At 63.2% G+C, this 17,320-nt stretch carries 19 protein-coding genes; 11 read left to right on the forward strand and 8 right to left on the reverse strand.

Annotated features, from left to right (window positions below; translation table 11 throughout):
- Nucleotides 1-132 precede the first annotated feature (132 nt).
- Together NKH78_RS30915 and gntR are read right to left on the reverse strand one after the other, a co-directional pair.
- Nucleotides 133-1,257, reverse strand: coding sequence for a sugar ABC transporter substrate-binding protein (locus tag NKH78_RS30915; RefSeq protein WP_352740678.1), 1,125 nt, complete (start codon nucleotides 1,255-1,257; stop codon nucleotides 133-135).
- Nucleotides 1,258-1,551: 294 nt separating this feature from the next.
- Nucleotides 1,552-2,580: an HTH-type transcriptional regulator GntR gene (gene gntR, locus NKH78_RS30920; protein ID WP_254819076.1), complete on the reverse strand. Its 1,029-nt coding sequence runs from the start codon at nucleotides 2,578-2,580 to the stop codon at nucleotides 1,552-1,554.
- 91 nt (nucleotides 2,581-2,671) lie between these two features.
- Here gntR and NKH78_RS30925 point away from each other — a divergent pair, with 91 nt between their 5' ends.
- The 4 genes from NKH78_RS30925 (at nucleotide 2,672) to NKH78_RS30940 (ending at nucleotide 5,813) form a co-directional block, all read left to right on the forward strand.
- On the forward strand, nucleotides 2,672-3,376 hold the full coding sequence (locus NKH78_RS30925; RefSeq protein WP_352885007.1) for a TIM barrel protein: 705 nt from the start codon (nucleotides 2,672-2,674) through the stop codon (nucleotides 3,374-3,376).
- A 200-nt stretch (nucleotides 3,377-3,576) separates the two neighbouring features.
- A complete protein-coding gene (locus tag NKH78_RS30930; protein ID WP_352453276.1) occupies nucleotides 3,577-3,783 on the forward strand; it encodes a LacI family DNA-binding transcriptional regulator in 207 nt (68 codons plus the stop codon).
- 4 nt (nucleotides 3,784-3,787) lie between these two features.
- Nucleotides 3,788-5,254 (forward strand): rhizopine catabolism transcriptional regulator MocR, encoded by a 1,467-nt coding sequence (gene mocR, locus NKH78_RS30935; RefSeq protein WP_352740684.1) that lies wholly within the window; start codon nucleotides 3,788-3,790, stop codon nucleotides 5,252-5,254.
- 193 nt (nucleotides 5,255-5,447) lie between these two features.
- Nucleotides 5,448-5,813 (forward strand): GFA family protein, encoded by a 366-nt coding sequence (locus NKH78_RS30940; protein ID WP_352740686.1) that lies wholly within the window; start codon nucleotides 5,448-5,450, stop codon nucleotides 5,811-5,813.
- Nucleotides 5,814-5,844: 31 nt separating this feature from the next.
- On the opposite strand, the gene NKH78_RS30945 is transcribed toward NKH78_RS30940, so the two are convergent.
- Together NKH78_RS30945 and NKH78_RS30950 are read right to left on the reverse strand one after the other, a co-directional pair.
- On the reverse strand, nucleotides 5,845-6,288 hold the full coding sequence (locus NKH78_RS30945; RefSeq protein ID WP_352740688.1) for an SRPBCC family protein: 444 nt from the start codon (nucleotides 6,286-6,288) through the stop codon (nucleotides 5,845-5,847).
- A 169-nt stretch (nucleotides 6,289-6,457) separates the two neighbouring features.
- On the reverse strand, nucleotides 6,458-7,702 hold the full coding sequence (locus tag NKH78_RS30950; protein ID WP_352740689.1) for a DegT/DnrJ/EryC1/StrS family aminotransferase: 1,245 nt from the start codon (nucleotides 7,700-7,702) through the stop codon (nucleotides 6,458-6,460).
- Nucleotides 7,703-8,049: 347 nt separating this feature from the next.
- Between NKH78_RS30950 and NKH78_RS30955 the strand changes: the two genes are divergently transcribed.
- From NKH78_RS30955 to NKH78_RS30975, 5 genes are all read left to right on the forward strand, one after another.
- The gene (locus NKH78_RS30955) at nucleotides 8,050-9,024 is read left to right on the forward strand and encodes a polysaccharide deacetylase family protein (RefSeq protein ID WP_352740691.1); all 975 of its coding nucleotides are present in this window, start codon (nucleotides 8,050-8,052) and stop codon (nucleotides 9,022-9,024) included.
- A gap of 67 nt (nucleotides 9,025-9,091) precedes the next feature.
- Nucleotides 9,092-10,060 carry a rhizopine catabolism ABC transporter substrate-binding protein gene (locus tag NKH78_RS30960; RefSeq protein ID WP_352740693.1) on the forward strand — a complete coding sequence of 323 codons (969 nt, stop codon included), beginning with the start codon at nucleotides 9,092-9,094 and terminating at the stop codon, nucleotides 10,058-10,060.
- 205 nt (nucleotides 10,061-10,265) lie between these two features.
- A complete protein-coding gene (locus tag NKH78_RS30965) occupies nucleotides 10,266-11,381 on the forward strand; it encodes an ABC transporter permease (RefSeq protein WP_352491125.1) in 1,116 nt (371 codons plus the stop codon).
- A 14-nt stretch (nucleotides 11,382-11,395) separates the two neighbouring features.
- A complete protein-coding gene (locus tag NKH78_RS30970; RefSeq protein WP_254819104.1) occupies nucleotides 11,396-12,208 on the forward strand; it encodes an ATP-binding cassette domain-containing protein in 813 nt (270 codons plus the stop codon).
- Between the two features lie 32 nt (nucleotides 12,209-12,240).
- On the forward strand, nucleotides 12,241-13,347 hold the full coding sequence (locus tag NKH78_RS30975; protein ID WP_352885009.1) for a Gfo/Idh/MocA family protein: 1,107 nt from the start codon (nucleotides 12,241-12,243) through the stop codon (nucleotides 13,345-13,347).
- Between the two features lie 28 nt (nucleotides 13,348-13,375).
- Here NKH78_RS30975 and NKH78_RS30980 read toward each other — a convergent pair whose 3' ends face one another.
- Both NKH78_RS30980 and NKH78_RS30985 read right to left on the reverse strand, forming a co-directional pair.
- The gene (locus NKH78_RS30980) at nucleotides 13,376-14,149 is read right to left on the reverse strand and encodes a FadR/GntR family transcriptional regulator (RefSeq protein WP_352475451.1); all 774 of its coding nucleotides are present in this window, start codon (nucleotides 14,147-14,149) and stop codon (nucleotides 13,376-13,378) included.
- Nucleotides 14,150-14,179: 30 nt separating this feature from the next.
- Entirely contained in the window at nucleotides 14,180-15,181 is a 1,002-nt protein-coding gene (locus NKH78_RS30985; protein WP_352885014.1) for a LysR family transcriptional regulator, read from the reverse strand.
- Nucleotides 15,182-15,291: 110 nt separating this feature from the next.
- Between NKH78_RS30985 and NKH78_RS30990 the strand changes: the two genes are divergently transcribed.
- Nucleotides 15,292-15,906: a nitroreductase family protein gene (locus NKH78_RS30990; protein ID WP_352885016.1), complete on the forward strand. Its 615-nt coding sequence runs from the start codon at nucleotides 15,292-15,294 to the stop codon at nucleotides 15,904-15,906.
- On the forward strand, nucleotides 15,903-16,760 hold the full coding sequence (locus tag NKH78_RS30995) for an EamA family transporter (RefSeq protein WP_352885017.1): 858 nt from the start codon (nucleotides 15,903-15,905) through the stop codon (nucleotides 16,758-16,760). Before NKH78_RS30990 ends, NKH78_RS30995 begins: the two co-directional genes overlap by 4 nt.
- Before the next feature lie 33 nt (nucleotides 16,761-16,793).
- On the opposite strand, the gene NKH78_RS31000 is transcribed toward NKH78_RS30995, so the two are convergent.
- Nucleotides 16,794-17,027: a hypothetical protein gene (locus NKH78_RS31000; RefSeq protein WP_352885018.1), complete on the reverse strand. Its 234-nt coding sequence runs from the start codon at nucleotides 17,025-17,027 to the stop codon at nucleotides 16,794-16,796.
- Between the two features lie 80 nt (nucleotides 17,028-17,107).
- On the reverse strand, nucleotides 17,108-17,260 hold the full coding sequence (locus tag NKH78_RS31005) for a hypothetical protein (RefSeq protein ID WP_352708113.1): 153 nt from the start codon (nucleotides 17,258-17,260) through the stop codon (nucleotides 17,108-17,110).
- Nucleotides 17,261-17,320 lie beyond the last annotated feature (60 nt).

Genomic DNA, 17,320 nt, shown 5'->3' on the forward strand with positions numbered 1-17,320 from the left:
AACTCCACTGTAATCTGCCTACCCGGCGTATGCGCGAACCGCCCCCGCCCCGCGCCCCCCCCCCGGCGTTTGCATATCTGTTGGCCTTGGGCGGGCGCGGGGGTATCCCCCGCGGCGCCGGGCTCTCGGAGTTTACTGGTTTTCCTTGCTCTGGCCCATGATTTCCTGCGCCGTGAAATTGATGCCGCAGGTCGGGAAGGAATTGCCGACGAAGAAATTGTCGGACTGGTCGGGGAAGTAGTCCTGGCCTTCCTTGAAGTTCGGATCCTCGACGATCGCCAGCGGCAGCTTGATCGCTTGCGGCACGACCTGCCCTTCAAGTGCTGCAATCGCCGTCTTGATGGCAACCGCCACCTGAGCCGGGCCGGTGCCGGCCGACGAGCATTTCAGGCCATCAGCGGCGAACTTGGCGCAGAATTTGCGGAAGCCGTTCTCCGTCTCGCCGCCGAACGGCACGAACGGATGCTTGGCATCGATCATCGCCTGCACGATGCCGGTATCGCCGCCCTGTCCGGTAATGCCGTCGAAGGGGCCGTTGGTGGCAATGGCATCGGCCGTAGCCTTTTGCGCAACGCCGTCATCCCACTTGCCGACGACCTCGGTGACATCCCATTTCTTGCCGGAGGCGTCGAGAACCTCGTGGATGCCGTTATGGCGGTCGGTATCGACGGATGTGCCGGCTACGCCACGCACTTCCAGCACCTTGCCGCCGTTCGGCACGTGCTTGACCAGCCAATTGCCCCACAATTCGCCAAGGCCCTTCTGGTCCACATTGACGTTGATGGCATCCTTGGTGTCGAGGATGTTGTCGAAAGCGACCAGCACCACGCCGGCTTCCTTGGCCCGCTTGATGACAGGGCCGAATGCGGTCGGGTTCTGGGCGTTGACGACGATCGCATCATAGCCGGAATCGATGAAATTATTGATTGCCGAAATCTGGGCCGGCACGTCTTCGCCGGTCGAGACCACCTTGAATTCCTTGAGCTTGGCCGCGACCTCCGGCTGCGCTGCATAGGCTTTTGCCGTCTGCACCATCTGGATGCGCCACGTGTTGGCGATATAGCCGTTGGCCAGAGCGATGCGGTACGGGCCGTCTTTCTTGGGGAACTTGAAGAACTGCGTATCGGCCGACCAGGGCGCGAAGCAGTCAGGCTCGGCCGATGGCCCCTTGACGATTTCAGGCTCGGCGATCGCCGACGAGCTCAGCATGACAAAAGCAGTGGCGGCAACGATACCGCCAACGAGTGACTTGATCATCGATATTCCTCCCATTTGCAGTTTTGTTTGTTCTTACGTCGATGAAATTGCGCTTTTCCGGTCCGGCACCTCCCGCCGTATCCGCTGTGCGTTCAGGTGGCCGAATGCCGACCCGATCCCCTCCTTTGTTGCCCGGCTAGTCCCGCAAAAACTATCATATTATACATAATAAACAAGCATGAGCTGTCGCTTATGTATAATAAACAGCCCCATCTTCTGAGCGAAGTACCGCCCGGCGATAACTGGTAGCGCTACCATGACGTGGTGTAAAGCGCCATTGCGTTGAAGCGCGCTTCAGCGCGCCGTGCTCTCACGTCGCTTGAGTTCGAAGCCGAGATCGACAACGCGCGACTCCGGCCTGTTGCCCTCGATCGCCGCAAGCGCCATGGCGACAGCCCGCCGGCCGATCTCGTAACGATAGGTCCGAACGCTGGTGACCGACGGAAACGCCACTTCCATCATGTCGAGATCGTTGAAGCCGACGATGCCGATCGTCTTCGGCACGGCGATCGAAGCGCGATGGCATTCGAACAGCACCCCAAGGGCTATGTCGTCATTGTTGCAGAATACGCCGTCGAGGCTCGGCACCTTGGCCAGCGCGTCGCGGAACAATTCGCGGCCGAGGGTGACGCTGGAGGGCACCGGCGTGGTGGTGGTTAGCCGCGCATCGAACAGGCCGGCCGCCTCCATCGCCGCGCGATAGCCGGCCAAGCGCCGCTGCGAACGCGGATCCATGCGCGCACCGATGAAGCCGATCCGGCGATAGCCTGCCTCGATCAGATGTTCCGCAGCCGCCTTGCCGCCCTCGAAATGTGAGAAACCGACCATCATGTCGACCGGATCGGGCCCGGTCTCCATCACCTGCACCACCGGACAGCCTGCCGTTTCCAGCAGTTTTCGCGAGGCCGGCGTCTGGTCGATGCCGGCCACGATCAGCGCCGCCGGGCGTTGCGGGCCAAACACCTGCAGCAGCCGCTCTTCCTCGAGGCCGGAATAGTGGGTGTTGCCGAGCTGAATCCGGAAAGGGCCGTCCGACAGGCTGTCGTAGATGCCGCGCACCACTTCGGCAAAGACGTTGTTGGTAAGCGACGGCACCAGAACGCCAAAGACCTCGGCGCGCGCCGAAGCCAGCGCCCGCGCATTCGGGTCGGGCACATAGCCGAGCTCGTTCACGGCCGACTCGATCTGGCGGCGCAGATCTTCCGAGACACGCCCCGGCTCACGCAGGGCGCGCGATACGGTAATGGCGCCGACGCCGGCCTTGCGGGCGACGTCGGCGATGGTCGGGCGGCCGCCGCCGCGGCGTGAGCGCGGCTTGATCACCGTACTGGTCCCGAAGCCGGGCAACCGCCCAGACGCGATCGTGAGACGATGTTCAGGGTCTTTGCCACTGCTGCCTTGCCAACCTGGCCCGTTGCCACACCTTGTCTGGCGTCGCGCAGCCTTCGGCTGTTGTCAAGCGACGGCCGGAGAAGGCCCGGCGCAGCGCTGCTGTGGCGGCCTGAAGCACAGCGGGGCCGACACCTCGCGCGGTCGCCATGACGGCATTTTCGCACCGATCTCCGAGCGTCCGCGCCTCGCCGACAGGGACTGGCCGTCCTATGGCGAGAAACTGACCGCCCTCGCCGACCGCATGGCCGCATTCGGGGTCGGCATGGCCTTCCACCACCACATGGGCACCATCGTCGAGACGGACGATGAAGTCGACAGGCTGATGGCGGCGACGGGCCGAAGCGTCGGCCTTTTGTTCGATACCGGCCACTGCCTGTTTTCGGGCGGCGACCCGCAATCGCTGCTGCAACGGCATCTCGACCGTATCGTGCATTTCCATTGCAAGGATGTTCGCAGGGCGATGCTGAAACGGGCACGCCGCGAGGACATGAGCTTCATGGCGGCGGTAATGGACGGCATTTTTACCGTGCCCGGCGACGGCTCGGTCGATTTCCTGTCATTGCTGAAGCCCCTCGCCGCGCGCGGCTATGAAGGTTGGCTCGTTGTCGAGGCCGAGCAGGATCCGGCCAAGGCGCATCCGCTGACCTATGCCAGCAAGGGCTATTTCTCGCTGCTCGCCACCGCCCGCGAGGCCGGCTTCGAAGTGGCGACGCGGCAGGCAAACTGACCGGCCCGCATTTGCGAGCCGGGGGACACGATGAGCGCGCGCCGCGATGGGGTTAGCGACGCGAAAGCGCCCGGCGATCCGCGCCGCCTTGCTCCCTGCGCGGCGCGGATCGCAGAATCCCGGCTCTGGATTGCAAACCCCGACTTTCAAGCTTGAGGCCGGCCGGAAGCCGTGCCTTGATGCAACCGAGGAGGAGCGATATGGCTTTCGAAGCTGCGCTTGGCATGGAACGGCTTTGCACCATCCGCGAGATTGCCGAGAAGGCGGAACTTGGCGCCGCCACCGTGCATCGCGCGCTGAAGAACAGCCGCGAGATCCGTCCCGAAACCAGGCGGCTGGTGCTCGACACCGTCTGCCGGCTCAACGAGGAAAAGATCGCCCGCGCCGCCCGGTTCGTCGGGGGATAGTGCCTTGCCCGACCACATGCGCCTTTCCCTCGACATCATGTCGGTCGACCGCGCTTCGGAAGAACCGATGCATCGTCAGATCTACGGCGCCTTGCGACGCTTCATTCTTGACGGCCAGATCCCGCAGAACACGCTGCTGCCGTCGACGCGCTCGCTGGCCGAAGATCTGAAGGTCGGGCGCAACACGGTCATCGCCGCCTATGACCAGCTCCTTGCCGAAGGTTTTATCGAGGCGCGTGCCGGATCGGGCACCTGGGTGGCGCCGATCCAGCAGAACCGCCCCTTGGCATCCCTGCGCGCCGGACTGGCAGCGCCGCAAAAGCTGTCGCGGCGCGGTCAGACCATCGTCAACGGCCCGCAACCGCCGCGCAATGCCGGCGTCATCAATTTCCATCCCGGCGTGCCTGAAACGGCATCGTTTCCGTTCACCATCTGGTCAAGCCTTCTGGTGCGCAATGCACGCAGCCGCGACGATAGTCTGCTTGGTTATCTCTCCTTTGCCGGTCACCCCGGCCTGCGCCAGGCCATTGCCTCGACCATCGGCCTGTCGCGCGGCATCAGTTGCACCGCCGACCAGGTGATCATCGTCACCGGTGCGCAGGCAGCGCTCGATCTGGTCTCGCGCGTGCTGATGGACGAAGGCGACCATGTCTGGATGGAAGAGCCCGGCTATCTCGGCGCCAAAAGCGCCTTTCTCGCCAGCGGCGCCAAGCTGGCACCGTTGAAGGTCGACCGGCGCGGCTGGCATCTTGCCGATCCGGAGCTGCCGCCGCCGCGGCTAATCTATGTGACGCCATCCTGCCAATGGCCGTTCGGCACCATCATGCGCATCGAGGAGCGGCTGCAACTGCTCGACATCGCCGAACGCAACGGCGCCTGGATCGTCGAGGATGACTATGACGGCGAATACCGGTTCCGCGGCCGGCCGGTGCCGGCGCTGCGCGGGCTCGACCATGCCGACCGCGTCGTCTATATCGGCAGCTTCGGCAAGACGCTGATTCCGGCGCTGCGCATCGGTTATCTGATCGTGCCGCGCGAATTGTCGGTTCCGTTCGACCGGGCGGTGAGCATCACCGGCCAGTTCGCGCCGCTGATCCTGCAGGCAACGGTCAACGACTTCATCATGCAGGGCTATTTCGCCACGCACCTCAAGCGCATGCGCCGGCTCTACGCGCGCCGGCAGGCGAACTTCGTCAAGCTGTGCCAGGAGCATCTGGCCGAATGGCTGATCGTCACGGAAAACGATTCCGGCATGCAGCTGCTGGCGAGCTTCGTCAGGCCCTATAAGGACAGCGACGTGGTCGCCGCCGCCCTCAAGGAGGGGCTCGACGTTCAGGGCATCTCCATCAACTATCATTCCACTGAGCCCGAGCACGGCCTGCTGCTCGGCTATGCGGCGATGGACGAACGTCAGATCCTGCGCGCCGTTCTGGCGTTGCGCGCCGCGTTCCTAAGATTGGATAGAAGCTAGAGCCAGGCTCTCCATCTCGTTCACCGCGGGGTTGAGTCGGTCGCCCGCAGTGATTAGGAATATGGGGCGTCGGTCCTTGTTTTCGGCGTTCGCGCAAAGCGCGCTTCCCAAGGCCGAACCTCCCCGAAAACCAGAAGCATGCCCACCGCCGGTATTGGCGGGCAACGCATTCATCTGAACCATGAGGATTGCCATGAGAACCGCATCCTGTGCCTGCGGGCAACTGAGGATCTCCTGTAACGGAGAGCCACAGCTGGTCGCACAGTGCCACTGCCTCGACTGCCAGAAACGGACCGGCAGCACCTACGGCGTCGCCGCCTTCTTTGCGCGCGACAAGGTAGAAGCCGGAGGCGACGCCAGGACCTACAGGCGGTCAGCTGGGAGCGGCCACCACGTCACTTTCCATTTCTGCCCGGGCTGCGGCTCGAGCGTCTTCTGGGAGCCCGAGCGAAAGCCTGAATGGATCGCCGTCGCGGTCGGCTGCTTCGCCGATCCCGCCTTTCCGGCCCCGGCGCATGTTGGGTGGGAAGACCGGCGTCATCCCTGGGTTTCCGGTTAGCGACGCCAACCCGCCAGCGCAGCGCTTTACCTTACTGGTTGATCTCGGGTTCAACGAGCTTCGCCAGATTTCGCAGCGACTCCTGCCAGCCGAGATAGCAGGCCTCAACCGGGATGGCGTCTGGGATACCTGCCTGCGTGATATTCACTTCGGTGCCGACCGACACTTTCTTCAATGTCACGGTCACCTCGATCTCGCCGGCCAGGTTGGGGTCGTCGAACCGGTCGGTGTAACGCAGTCGCTCATTGGGCACGAGCTCGACATATTCGCCGCCGAACGAGTGGCTGTCGCCGGTGGTGAAGTTGCGGAAGGACATTTTGAACGCACCGCCGACTTTCGCCTCGAAGTGATGAACCGTGCAGGTGAAGCCGTTCGGCGGAAGCCATTTCGCAAGTGCATCCGCTTCAAGGAACGCGCGGTAGACTTTCTCCGAGCTGGTTGTCAGAATGCGGTGCAGCCGTACGGTGCCGGGCATATCGTTAATCCTCCGTGTTGGTGATCGATGCCCCCTAGGACGAGCGGAGCCCGGCCTATCCGACACGGGCCCGCGGATTTTTTGGCGGCCGGTTATGCCGGCCGGAATCCTCGGCCGGCCACCGGACAAGGAACTCGACCGCAGGGTAGCAAACCGCGCCGGATCTGGTCTAGTTCACACTGTCGAACTTCTGCAGATCAACCGGTGCCGCCTTGCGCAATTCGATATCATCGAGCGAAGCATTCTCCAGCGCCACCCGCGCCGCCGCGTCGATGTTGTGGATCATGTCCTGAATGTCGGTATCGCTGTGCGCCGGGTTCATGGCGACCATCACGGTGCGGTTGAGGATGTCGAGCGAGCGCTTGCCGAGGTCGTCGGGATAATCCAGCCGCAGGCCCTGGTTCTCGGGCAGTGCGTAAGGATTGAGCGCCGGGTGATGCGCCCCTTCATGCATCAGCACCTGGTCCCACTGGGTGAAATTGTGACGGCCGGTCTTGCCGGCAACGACGCTCGGAATGGTCTTCGAAAAAGTCTGCGCCGCCTGCTCGCTCGGCAGCAGGTACATAACCTGTGCGGCGCAATCGTCGTCTGCGCTGTTCATCGGCGACGGCGTCAGCCCAAGATTGCTAAGGTGGCGGGTACCGGCCAGCACCGTCTTCTTCTCGGCTCGCATCGCCTCGATGATGCCGTCCAGCCGGTCGAGTTGGACGTTGAGCATCGCCCCCATCAGTTCGGAAGCACGCGCGCCGATGCCGGCGAAGGGTTTGATGCTGTCGCTTCTGCCCTGCCAGTAGAAATGGCAAGGGTCGATGGCGCAGCGCGCCCGTTCCGCCACTTTCGGGTCGCTGGTGGCGATACCGCCGCCCTCGCCCGAGGTCATATTCTTGAAATAGTTGAAGGAATAGGCGCCGGCATGGCCGATCGAGCCGAGCTTGCGGCCGTCATAGCCGCCGCCGATGCCTTGGCAGACATCCTCCAGCACCAGCAGACCGCGCTTGGCAGCAATGTCCATGATCGCATTCATGTTGCAGGCCGCGCCCCACATATGCACCGGGATGACCGCCCTGGTGCGCGGCCCGATGGCGTCCCGCAAGGCGATGGGATCGATGGTCAGGCTCTCGTCGATGTCGACGATGACGGGAATGGCCCCGACCGAAAGCACCGCCGTCGCGGTCGCCATATAGGTGTGCGCCGGCACCAGCACTTCGTCCCCCGGGCCGATGCCGAGGCCGATCAGGCCGGCGGCGAGCCCATAGGTGCCGCTGGCGGCCAGCGCGAAATGCTCGACGCCAAGATGCTGCGCATAGCGGGCCTCGAAGCGGTCGCATTCGCTGTCCTTGCCGTAACGAAACAGCGCGCCAGAGCGGATCACCCTGGCAATGGCTTCGATTTCCTCTTCGCCGGCGGTGTACATGACAGGCCTCCAAGTCATTTGGTAATGTGGGTCGCTCGATGGTGTGGACAGCTGTAGGCTTGTCGGCACAGTTTGAAAGAACCACTCCGCCGCTATTCGACCAAGCCATCTGCGCCCGGAAGACGGTTCCTATGAGTGGTTTTGAACCCTGATTGGGGAAATCGGTAGCTAAGTGTCTCAGCCGGCAGGCAAATCGTATCCATCCGAATTCGCCAAAGTGGCCCTGTCGGAAAGCCGGGTTTCGGCGTTCCATTCCGGCCAGTTGGGCAAACGGTTGGTTCCATGAAATACGGGACACACTTTGGAAGACCCTCGAAACCGGTATGCCGGCGGGAAGGCGGCCATTCGTGAACGCCGCCGGCTCCAGCAAACGGATCGTGCTCCACGAGGACGATGTCGGCATGTGCCACGGCGCCAACAGCGCCTTTCTCGAATTGAGCGGGCTGGGTGTCTGCAGTTCCGGCGCGGTGATGGTGCCGTGCCCCTGGTTCCTCGAAATGGCCGAAGGCGCCGCCGCCAACCCCAGCCTTGACCTTGGCGTCCACCTGACGCTGAACAGCGAGAAGCAGCATTACAAATGGCGGCCCTTGACCGCGCCGTCGCGGGCGGCCGGCCTGACCGACGAGTTCGGCTTCTTCTGGCCCGATGTGGCGACCACGCGCCGCAAGGCGGTGCCGCAGGCGGTCGAGGCCGAGCTTCGCGCCCAGATCGACACCGCCTATCGCGCCGGCATCGACGTTACCCATCTCGACGCGCATATGGGCGCGGCATTGTCGCCGGAATTTTGCGACATCTACATCAAGCTCGGGCTGGAATATCAACTGCCCGTGCTGCTGACCAAGACGCTGTCCGCCTATTCCCCCAACGACAATCTGGTCGGCGTCACCGAGGAGGCGTTCCAGCGCGGCGTGGCGCTGGCCCGCGCCGGCGGCTTTGCCATTTTCGACGCCGCGATCCAGACAACCTGGGGCCGGCCGCGTTCCAGGTCGATCGAGCCCGCTTACAAAGCGCTCATCGAGGGTGTGCGCGAGGGCCTGACCTTCTTTTGCCTGCATTGCAACGCGCCCGGTGAACTCGAGCTGATCGAGCCGCGCTCAGCCTATATCCGCACCGAAGAGTACGAGCTGTTCCGCGACCAGGGCTTTCGCGACTGGCTCGCCGCCCAGCCGATCGACATCATCGGCATGAAGCCGCTGCGCGAGGAGCTTCGCGCCACGCTCTCGGCCGGGCGATCATCGACAACGACCCGCGGCAGCAACGCGGGCGAACAGCGATCGGCGTCGGCAAAGGCCCGCAAAGCGGCCACCCGATCCGCAACGTGAGCCGATCGTGGGGGCCGGAAAACGGAGCCAGAGGGATTGGAACTGCAACGACAAATGGGAGAATAAGATGAAAACGCTTCTGAAAGCGGCATTGGGCGCCTTCGTTTCGGCGGGCCTGATGACGGGTATCGCGCATGCCGCGGGCCTCAAGGATCCGAAGGACGTCCGCATCACCTTCGTAGTGCATGGGTCGGCATCCGATCCCTATTGGTCGGTGGTCAAGCGCGGCGTCGATGACGCGGCCGCCCTTACCGGTGCCAAGGTCGAATATTACGCGCCGCAGGTCTTCGACGTGGTCGAGCAGGCCCGGCTTCTCGACGCCGCTATCGCCACCAAGCCGGACGGTATCGCCGTCTCCATCGCCGACGCCAATGCGCTCGGCAAATCGGTCAAATCCGGGCTTGCCGCTGATATTCCCATGGTGGTTCTGGATTCCGGCGAAAAGGAAGGCGCCGAGCTCGGCACGACGCTCTATGTCGGCACCGTTTCCGAATATGATTCCGGCAAGAAGGCCGGCGAGCGGCTGGCCAAGGAAGGCACGCTCAAGGTCGTCTGTATCAACCACGAGGTCGGCAATGTCAGCCTCGACCAGCGCTGCCAGGGCCTCAATGACGGGCTGAAGCCCTCCGGCGGCGGCACCGAGGTTCTGGCCGTGGCGCCCGATCCCGCAGACATCCAGCGCCGCACGGAAGCCTATCTGTCCGCGCATCCCGACACGCAGGCCGTCTTTGCGCTCGGCGCCACCGCCGCCAACCCGCTGATCCCGATGTTTCGCGACAAGGAACTGTTCGGCAAGCTCAAGCTCTACACATTCGACATCAGCCCGGAGGTCCTCGATTCGGTCGTGGCCGGCGAAATGGGCTTCGGCATGGACGCCCAGCAATATCTGATGGGCTATCTGCCGGTGATCTATCTGGTCGAGCAAGCGACGCACGGCTTTTGGCCGCAGAACAACGCCTATACCGGACCGCTGTTCATAGACTCGCCGGAAAAAGCCAAGGCGATCCTGGCGCTCGCCAAAGAAGGCATCCGCTAATGCATGTCGCGCAAAAGTGTGCAGCGGTTTTGCGGTAACGACATGCATCAAAATTTAGGCCAGCGCTCCGACGGAACGGGAGAATGCGCCAAGCGCTCTCCCGTTCCTTCGAAGATTGCGATTTGAGCGATTGGAGAGCCTAATGGCGGTCGTGGAAGACAAGGCTATATCTCCGGGCGAACTGAAGGCGACCGACCGCTTCGGCATGACGTCGAAGCGGGCCGCCGGCGCCGACGAACGGTTGGCCAGCACCGGCAAGCTGACCCAGTGGCTGCGCCGGCCGGAAGCCGGTGCCGCCGGTGGGCTGCTTGCGACGATCATCATCTTTGCGCTGCTGCCGGGCGCGGCGAACCTCTATTCGCTGCAGGGGTCAATGACCTTCCTGACGCTGTCGGCGGAGCTCGGCATCGTCGCCACCGCGGCAGCACTCCTCATCATCGCCGGCGAGTTCGATCTTTCGGTCGGCTCCATGGTCGGCTTCGCCGGTGTTGTCATCGGGCTGACGGTGAAGTACTGGGGACTGCCGCTATGGGGCGGCATCGCCTGCGCCTTCGCCGTTGCCATCCTCACCGGCTATCTCAATGGCCTGATCGTGGTGAAGACGCGGTTGCCCTCCTTCATCGTCACGCTCGCCACGCTCTATATCCTGCGCGGACTGTCGATCGGCATCACCCGCGCCGTCACGGGCCGCACCCAGATCCCTTACATACTCGAAGGCGCACCGGATCCGGCGACGGCCGGCATTTTCAACGGCCATCTGCTCACCGGCCTGTTCCACTGGATGGGCGCGCAAGGCTGGATCGCCACCCGCAGCGACGGCATCCCGTTCGTCGCCGGCATTCCGATGTCGATCGTCTGGTGGCTTGGCCTGACGGCGCTGGCCGGCTACGTGCTGACCCAGACGAAATACGGCAACTGGATCTTCGCCACTGGCGGCGACCTGATCGCAGCCCGCAACGTTGGCGTGCCGGTCGATCGCGTCAAGATCAGCCTGTTCATCTACACCGCCTGCGCGGCGACGCTGCTTGCCACCATCCAGGTGATGGAGGCGGGCTCCGCCGACACCACGCGCGGCCTGCTCAAGGAATTCGAGGCGATCATCGCCGCCGTCATCGGCGGCGTGCTGCTCACCGGCGGCTACGGCACCGTCTATGGCGTGCTGTTCGGCGCGCTGATCTTCGGGCTGGTGCAGATGGGCATCTTCTACACCGGCATCGACACTGACTGGTTCAAGGTCTTCCTCGGCATCGTCATCCTGATGGCCGTGCTGGTCAACAACTACATCAGGCTGAAGGCGCTCGGCCGCGGAGGTGGCAAATGACCGAGCCGGCCCAAATGACCGCGCCAGCAATGGAACTGCGCGGCGTCAGCGTCAATTTCGGTTCGGTGCGCGCCCTCCAGGACATCGACATCAAGGTCTATCCGGGCGAGGTCCACTGCCTGCTTGGCGATAACGGCGCCGGCAAGTCGACACTGATCAAGGTTCTGTCCGGCGTCTACCGGCCGACCAAGGGCGAAATCCTGGTCGACGGCAAGCCGGTCACCTTCCGCAGCCCGCGCGACGCGCAGGAGCTCGGCGTGGCAACGGTGTTCCAGGATCTCGGCATGATCTCGCTGATGTCGATCACCCGTAACTTCTTCCTCGGCCGCGAGCCGACCAAAAGCAGCCTGCCCTTCTCGCGCATCGACAAGGAGCGCGCCAACACCATCGCCAGGCAGGCGATGGCCGATATCGGCATCGACGTGCGCGATCCGACGCAAGCCGTCGGCACGCTGTCGGGCGGCGAGCGCCAGTCAGTGGCGATCGCCCGCGCCGTGCATTTTGGTGCGCGCGTGCTGATCCTCGACGAGCCGACCTCCGCACTCGGCGTCCACCAGGCGGCGATGGTGCTGAAATTCATCATCGAAGCGCGCATGCGGGGCCTGGCCGTCATTTTCATCAGCCACAACATCCACCATGCCTATCCGGTCGGCGACACCTTCACCCTGCTCAACCGCGGCCGCAATCGCGGTACCTACGCCAAGTCGGAGATCTCGCGCGACGAGGTCATCTCGATCATGTCGGGCGGCGAGGATCTGAAGGCGGTCGAGGCGGAGATTGCCGGCCTGCTCGCCCAGATCGGCAACCGGCCGCCTGCGGCGCCTTGAGCTGACATCAGGACATTGCGGGGAATGATCCAATGAGCAGGATACGCGTCGGGGTCGTCGGCGCCGGCATGATCTCGCAGCTCGAGCATATTCCCAATCTGCTGCGCCTCAGTGAATTGTTCGAGCTGGTCGGGGTCGCCGATCCCTCCAGGATCTCGCGGCAGTTCGTCACCGACACGCATGGCATTGCCAATTTCGAAACGATCGACCAGCTCTTCGACCAAAGCCTCGACGCGGTGGTGATCGGCTCGCCGGACCCGCTACATCACGAACAGGTGCTGGCGGCGCTGGCGGTTGGCCTGCATGTGTTTTGCGAAAAGCCGCTCTGCTATTCCCTGGCGGAAATCCTGGAGATCGTTGCCGCGCGCGACGCCGCCAGGAAAATCGTTCAGGTCGGCTATATGAAGCGCTTCGACCCGAATTACCGGCTGGCGCTCGCTTCGCTGCCTGGAACATCGAGCACGCTGCGCGCGGTCTCGGTGGAGGTAAACGATCCCGACGCCTGGCCGTTCATCGCCCATCAGCCCTACAGGCGCGGCACCGATATCCCGAAGGACATGGTCGCCACTGTCGCCGCCAAGCAGAAGCGCCAGGTCGAAGAGGCCGTCGGCGTGCATCTGACCGATCTCGCTTTCCGTGGATTTACCGGCGCTTACAGCTCGGCCTTGATTCACGACGTCAACGCCGTCCATGGCCTGCTCGATGCGCTCGGCGTGCCGGACGGCGAGGTCGTCGGCGCGCAGATCTTTGCCGATGGCGACGGCGGCCAGGGCGCCGTCAAGTTGCTGGACGGGCAGGCGCTGTGGACCATGACCCATCTCACCGTGCCCAAGCTCGCCGACTACAAGGAGCGGATCACGCTGTTCTTCGACGATGCCAGCCTCGAGCTCGAATTCCCCTCGCCCTGGCTCAACCATCATCCGACCCGGCTGACGGTGACGACCTCGGACGGTCACACGCTGTCGAAGAAAGATTTGCGTGCCGGTTACGCCGAAGCCTTCGTCGAGGAGATGCGTGGCTTCTGGGCGGCGATCGTCTTTGGCGATGCCGTCGTCAACCCGCCCGAACACGCCGCCCGCGACCAGGCGCTGCTGATCGGGCTGACCCGGCGGCATCTGGCGACCGCACCCTTCGATTGAGCGCTAAAACCCTGATGCCGAACGGCCGTTACCTGGACTTGATGACGCTGTCGGTATTGGCCAGCAGCTTGCGCACCGCATTGCGCGCCGCGTCCGGCCGCTGCAGGCGGATGCTCTTCTCGATTGCCTCATGCAGCCTCTGCGCATGCTGCAAATCGTCGAGTTCCCGCGTGGTATAAGCAAATAGATGATCGAATGCCGATTCGATCAGCACGCCGAGCGGCACCAGCAGATCGTTGCCCGAGGCCCGCAGGATGGCGAGGTGGAACCGCGTGTCGGCGCGGGTGCGCTCCTGCAGGTTGGTCGCCTCGCCCATCTCGCGGCAGGCCTGGCTGATCTCGGCCATCTGCTCGTCGGTGCGCCGCATGGCGGCAAAGGCGCTTGCCTCCGGCTCGATGATGTGGCGGAATTCCTGCACGGTTCTGAGGAACACCTCGCGGTCCGGCGAGGTCGCGTACCAGGCCAGCACGTCGCGATCGAGCAGGTTCCAGCGTTCCTTCGGCTCGACCCAGCTGCCGATCTTCGGGCGTGACGCCAAAAGGCTCTTGGCCATCAGCATCTTGATCGCCTCGCGCACCGCCGAGCGGCTGACGTCGAAGGTCTCCGACCATTTGGCTTCGTTGGGCAGGATGGTTCCCGGCGGATAGTCGCCGCGCACGATCCTCAGTCCGATTTCGTTGGCGAGCGACGCGTGCACGCTCGACCCCGGCATGCGCGCCGCATCGGCCCGGCGAATACCGCTCGTGCGTTCGGCGAACGCCTCGGCCGCTGTCTTTCCCTTATTCGGCTTCGCGTCCTGCATGGCTCCACAAAGTCCGGATTTGGAGGCGTGTCAAGGAGATGAAATCGCCGGCAATATCTCAGCTTGATTTTCCGCATCCGTCCCCTCGCCGACACCGCGCTTTGCCGAGCGTTCACGCCGGGGACGCACGAACGGCTTCTCTTTGTTCCGACTGAATTCCTCGATCAGGAAATCAAGGAAGACGCGGATTTTCGGGGCAAGGTGCTGCCGTGCCGGATAGACCGCGCAGAGCGTGGTTTCGACCTTGTCCCAGTCATCCAGAGCCGATTGCAGCCGGCCTGCTTTCAGGTCGCTCTCGACATAGGGATAGGGGATCAGGCTGACGCCGAAGCCGGCACGCAACGCATCGCGCACGGCAAGGCTTGAAGAAACCGAGTATCGTCCGTCGATGGCGATCCGCTCGGTGCGGCCGTCCTTGCGGAATTCCCATATGTCCGCATGCCCCGAGAGGCTGAACCGGATGCAATTGGCCGCCTTCAAATCGCCAGGCGCTTTGGGCCGGCCATGCTTCTCGAAATAAGACGGAGCTGCGCAAAGCACGTGCGGCATGACCGCAAGCTTTCGGGCGACCAGGCTGGAATCCTCAAGATTGTCGCTGCCGCGAATGGCCAGGTCAAATCCCTCCCGCACGATATCGACGCGCCTGTCATCAAGGTGCAGATCGAGCTTCAAATCGGGATAGCGCGATAGAAACGCGGGCATGGCAGCCGAAAGCCGCGTCAACGTGACAGTCATCGGCGCGCTGACCCGCAACGTGCCGCTCGGCGCCGTCTTGATCGGGCCGAGCACCTGGTCGGCCCTGGCCAGCGCATCGAGCCCCTGCGTGACATGCTCCAGGTAGATCCTGCCCTCTTCGGTCAGCGCCATGCGCCGCGTCGTCCGGTTGATGAGCCGCACCCCCAGATGCGCCTCCAATTCGGCGATGTTCTTGCTGATCGCGGGAGGCGAGAGACCCAGGCGCCGTCCGGCTTCGGCAAAGCTGTTCAGTTCCGCCACATGGCGGAAAACCTGCAGCGCCGTCAGGCGATCCATCGCACCATTCTCTTCCAGTAAATAATGTCTTGCAATTGTTGCATATTATCGCTCCTTGGTAAATTGTCTATCTGCTTTCCGAACGACTTTCTCAGGTTTGGAATGACATGATGACCAACCCCGCAATCTCCCTTATCGAGCGACGCATGTCGGCCAATCGGTTCGATGCCTCGCACGCATTGACGGATGCCGAGGTCGAGGAACTGGCACGTCTCGCAACACGCGCGCCAACCGCCTACAACCTTCAGAATTGGCGCTTCATCGCCGTGCGGACGCCGGAAGCAAAGGCACGGTTGCGCAGCCTGGCCCACGGCCAGGTGAAGGTACAGGAAGCAGCGGTCACCTTCATAATCTGCGGCGTACTGCCCGACCACGCTGCCCTCGATGCAAGGCTGCGTCCTTTCGTGGAAGCCGGCTTCATGCCGGCGGATATGGCTTCGGGCTGGCAGGAAGGCGCCCGCGCCCAATATGCCGATCCTCGGGCAGCCCGCGACGAAGCGGTGCGCTCGGCAACGCTTGGCGCTGCAACGCTGATTTTCGCGGCCGAAGCGCTGGGCCTCGTCTCCGGTCCGATGGCCGGCTTCGATGCCGAAGGCGTGGCGCGCGAGTTCGGCCTTGGACTGAATGAAGTGCCGGTGATGCTCATCGCGGTCGGCCGCGCCGCGCCCGGAAACTGGCCGCAAAAGCCGCGCCGCCCTCTTGCCGAAGTTTTGGAAATCTTATGAAAACGCACCGTTCCGATCTGTTGCTTACAGCCATCGCACCGGCAATATGGGGCAGCACCTATATCGTCACCACGCAGTTCCTGCCGAACTTTTCGCCGATGACGGTCGCAATGCTGCGTGCCCTGCCCGCCGGATTGCTGCTGCTGGCGATCGTTCGGCAACTGCCAACGGGCATATGGTGGCTGCGCAGTTTCGTCCTCGGAGCCCTCAACATCTCGATCTTCCTGAGCATGTTGTTTGTCGCCGCCTACCGGCTTCCGGGCGGGGTCGCGGCGACCGTGCTGTCGGTCCAGCCGTTGATTGTGATTTTCCTCGCTGCTGCCCTGCTTGCCAGCCCTGTCCGCCGGTTGGCGATCGTCGCCGCCCTTATCGGGATCGCCGGTGTCGCGTTGCTGGTGCTGACCCCGAACGCGACGCTCGATGCGGCCGGCGTCGCCGCCGGCCTAGCCGGGGCGGCCTCAATGGCCTTCGGAAGCGTGTTGAGCCGCAAGTGGCAGCCGCCAGCATCGCTGCTCGCCTTTACGGCATGGCAACTGACTGCCGGTGGTCTCCTTCTCGTTCCGGTGGTCCTGCTTTTCGAACCACCCATCCCGTTCCCGACCGCGGCCAACCTGCTTGGACTGGCGTGGCTCGGCCTGATCGGTGCGGCGCTGACTTATGTCCTCTGGTTCCGGGGCATTGCGCGACTGGAATCCGCAGTGGTGTCATCGCTGCTTTTCCTCAGCCCGGTGACCGCCGTGCTGCTCGGATGGGTATTCCTGGATCAGACACTGACCTTGCCTCAAATCGCCGGCGTCGTTTTCGTCATCGGCAGCATCTGGCTGGCTCAACGCCCCAGTCGGAACGAGGCTTGAGCCTGGTGGTAGTGGGTCAGTTTGAAAATTCGATCAAGACGGATGGCCGAAGACGGTTAAAATAAGCTCGACCGAACCGAAGCTGCAGAAGAACACAACAGCACCATATGCAATCACCCGGCGCGGTATCAGGAAGCGCGCTGACCAAAATCCGGCACGAAGCCTTGCGTCTCGCTTCCCCAGTCGTTCGCCCCATGGAAGGTTCTGCTCATCGATTGCCCCATAGAAATCGGTGCGCAGAATTATGCTTAGGAGTGCGACGAACATGGCTGCGAGACTCAGGGCCAAGACAACGACACATGCTGTTATTGGAATAAACAAGTGAGGATTGTTCGCCCACTCGTACTTCAAATGTCCTCACTCCCTGCTTTTTGGCCGCGAACCATAGGCTTCTCTGCCTCTTTGGCTTGGATCAGCGCGACGATATCACTGATTTCCCAAAGCTTGCCAGTGACGCCAGCGGCCGGTAGTGTCTCAGTTTGAAATTTGACGGAATGCAATATGCATTTCCCATATCGGGCTGAGCTCCTGTATGCTTACCGGAAAGCATGGGAGCAATC

The sequence above is a fragment of the Mesorhizobium sp. M0910 genome, from assembly GCF_040319465.1.
Classification (GTDB): domain Bacteria; phylum Pseudomonadota; class Alphaproteobacteria; order Rhizobiales; family Rhizobiaceae; genus Mesorhizobium.

What these genes read in the sequence shown, in the direction of transcription:
- NKH78_RS30915 (WP_352740678.1), bottom strand. Translation starts at nt 1,257, where the DNA reads ATGATCAAGTCACTCGTTGGCGGTATCGTTGCCGCCACTGCTTTTGTC.
- NKH78_RS30930 (WP_352453276.1), top strand. Translation starts at nt 3,577, where the DNA reads ATGGCTTTCGAAGCTGCGCTTGGCATGGAACGGCTTTGCACCATCCGC.
- NKH78_RS30940 (WP_352740686.1), top strand. Translation starts at nt 5,448, where the DNA reads ATGAGAACCGCATCCTGTGCCTGCGGGCAACTGAGGATCTCCTGTAAC.
- NKH78_RS30945 (WP_352740688.1), bottom strand. Translation starts at nt 6,288, where the DNA reads ATGCCCGGCACCGTACGGCTGCACCGCATTCTGACAACCAGCTCGGAG.
- NKH78_RS30950 (WP_352740689.1), bottom strand. Translation starts at nt 7,702, where the DNA reads ATGTACACCGCCGGCGAAGAGGAAATCGAAGCCATTGCCAGGGTGATC.
- NKH78_RS30960 (WP_352740693.1), top strand. Translation starts at nt 9,092, where the DNA reads ATGAAAACGCTTCTGAAAGCGGCATTGGGCGCCTTCGTTTCGGCGGGC.
- NKH78_RS30965 (WP_352491125.1), top strand. Translation starts at nt 10,266, where the DNA reads ATGACGTCGAAGCGGGCCGCCGGCGCCGACGAACGGTTGGCCAGCACC.
- NKH78_RS30970 (WP_254819104.1), top strand. Translation starts at nt 11,396, where the DNA reads ATGACCGCGCCAGCAATGGAACTGCGCGGCGTCAGCGTCAATTTCGGT.
- NKH78_RS30975 (WP_352885009.1), top strand. Translation starts at nt 12,241, where the DNA reads ATGAGCAGGATACGCGTCGGGGTCGTCGGCGCCGGCATGATCTCGCAG.
- NKH78_RS30980 (WP_352475451.1), bottom strand. Translation starts at nt 14,149, where the DNA reads ATGCAGGACGCGAAGCCGAATAAGGGAAAGACAGCGGCCGAGGCGTTC.
- NKH78_RS30985 (WP_352885014.1), bottom strand. Translation starts at nt 15,181, where the DNA reads ATGGATCGCCTGACGGCGCTGCAGGTTTTCCGCCATGTGGCGGAACTG.
- NKH78_RS30990 (WP_352885016.1), top strand. Translation starts at nt 15,292, where the DNA reads ATGACCAACCCCGCAATCTCCCTTATCGAGCGACGCATGTCGGCCAAT.
- NKH78_RS30995 (WP_352885017.1), top strand. Translation starts at nt 15,903, where the DNA reads ATGAAAACGCACCGTTCCGATCTGTTGCTTACAGCCATCGCACCGGCA.
- NKH78_RS31000 (WP_352885018.1), bottom strand. Translation starts at nt 17,027, where the DNA reads ATGTTCGTCGCACTCCTAAGCATAATTCTGCGCACCGATTTCTATGGG.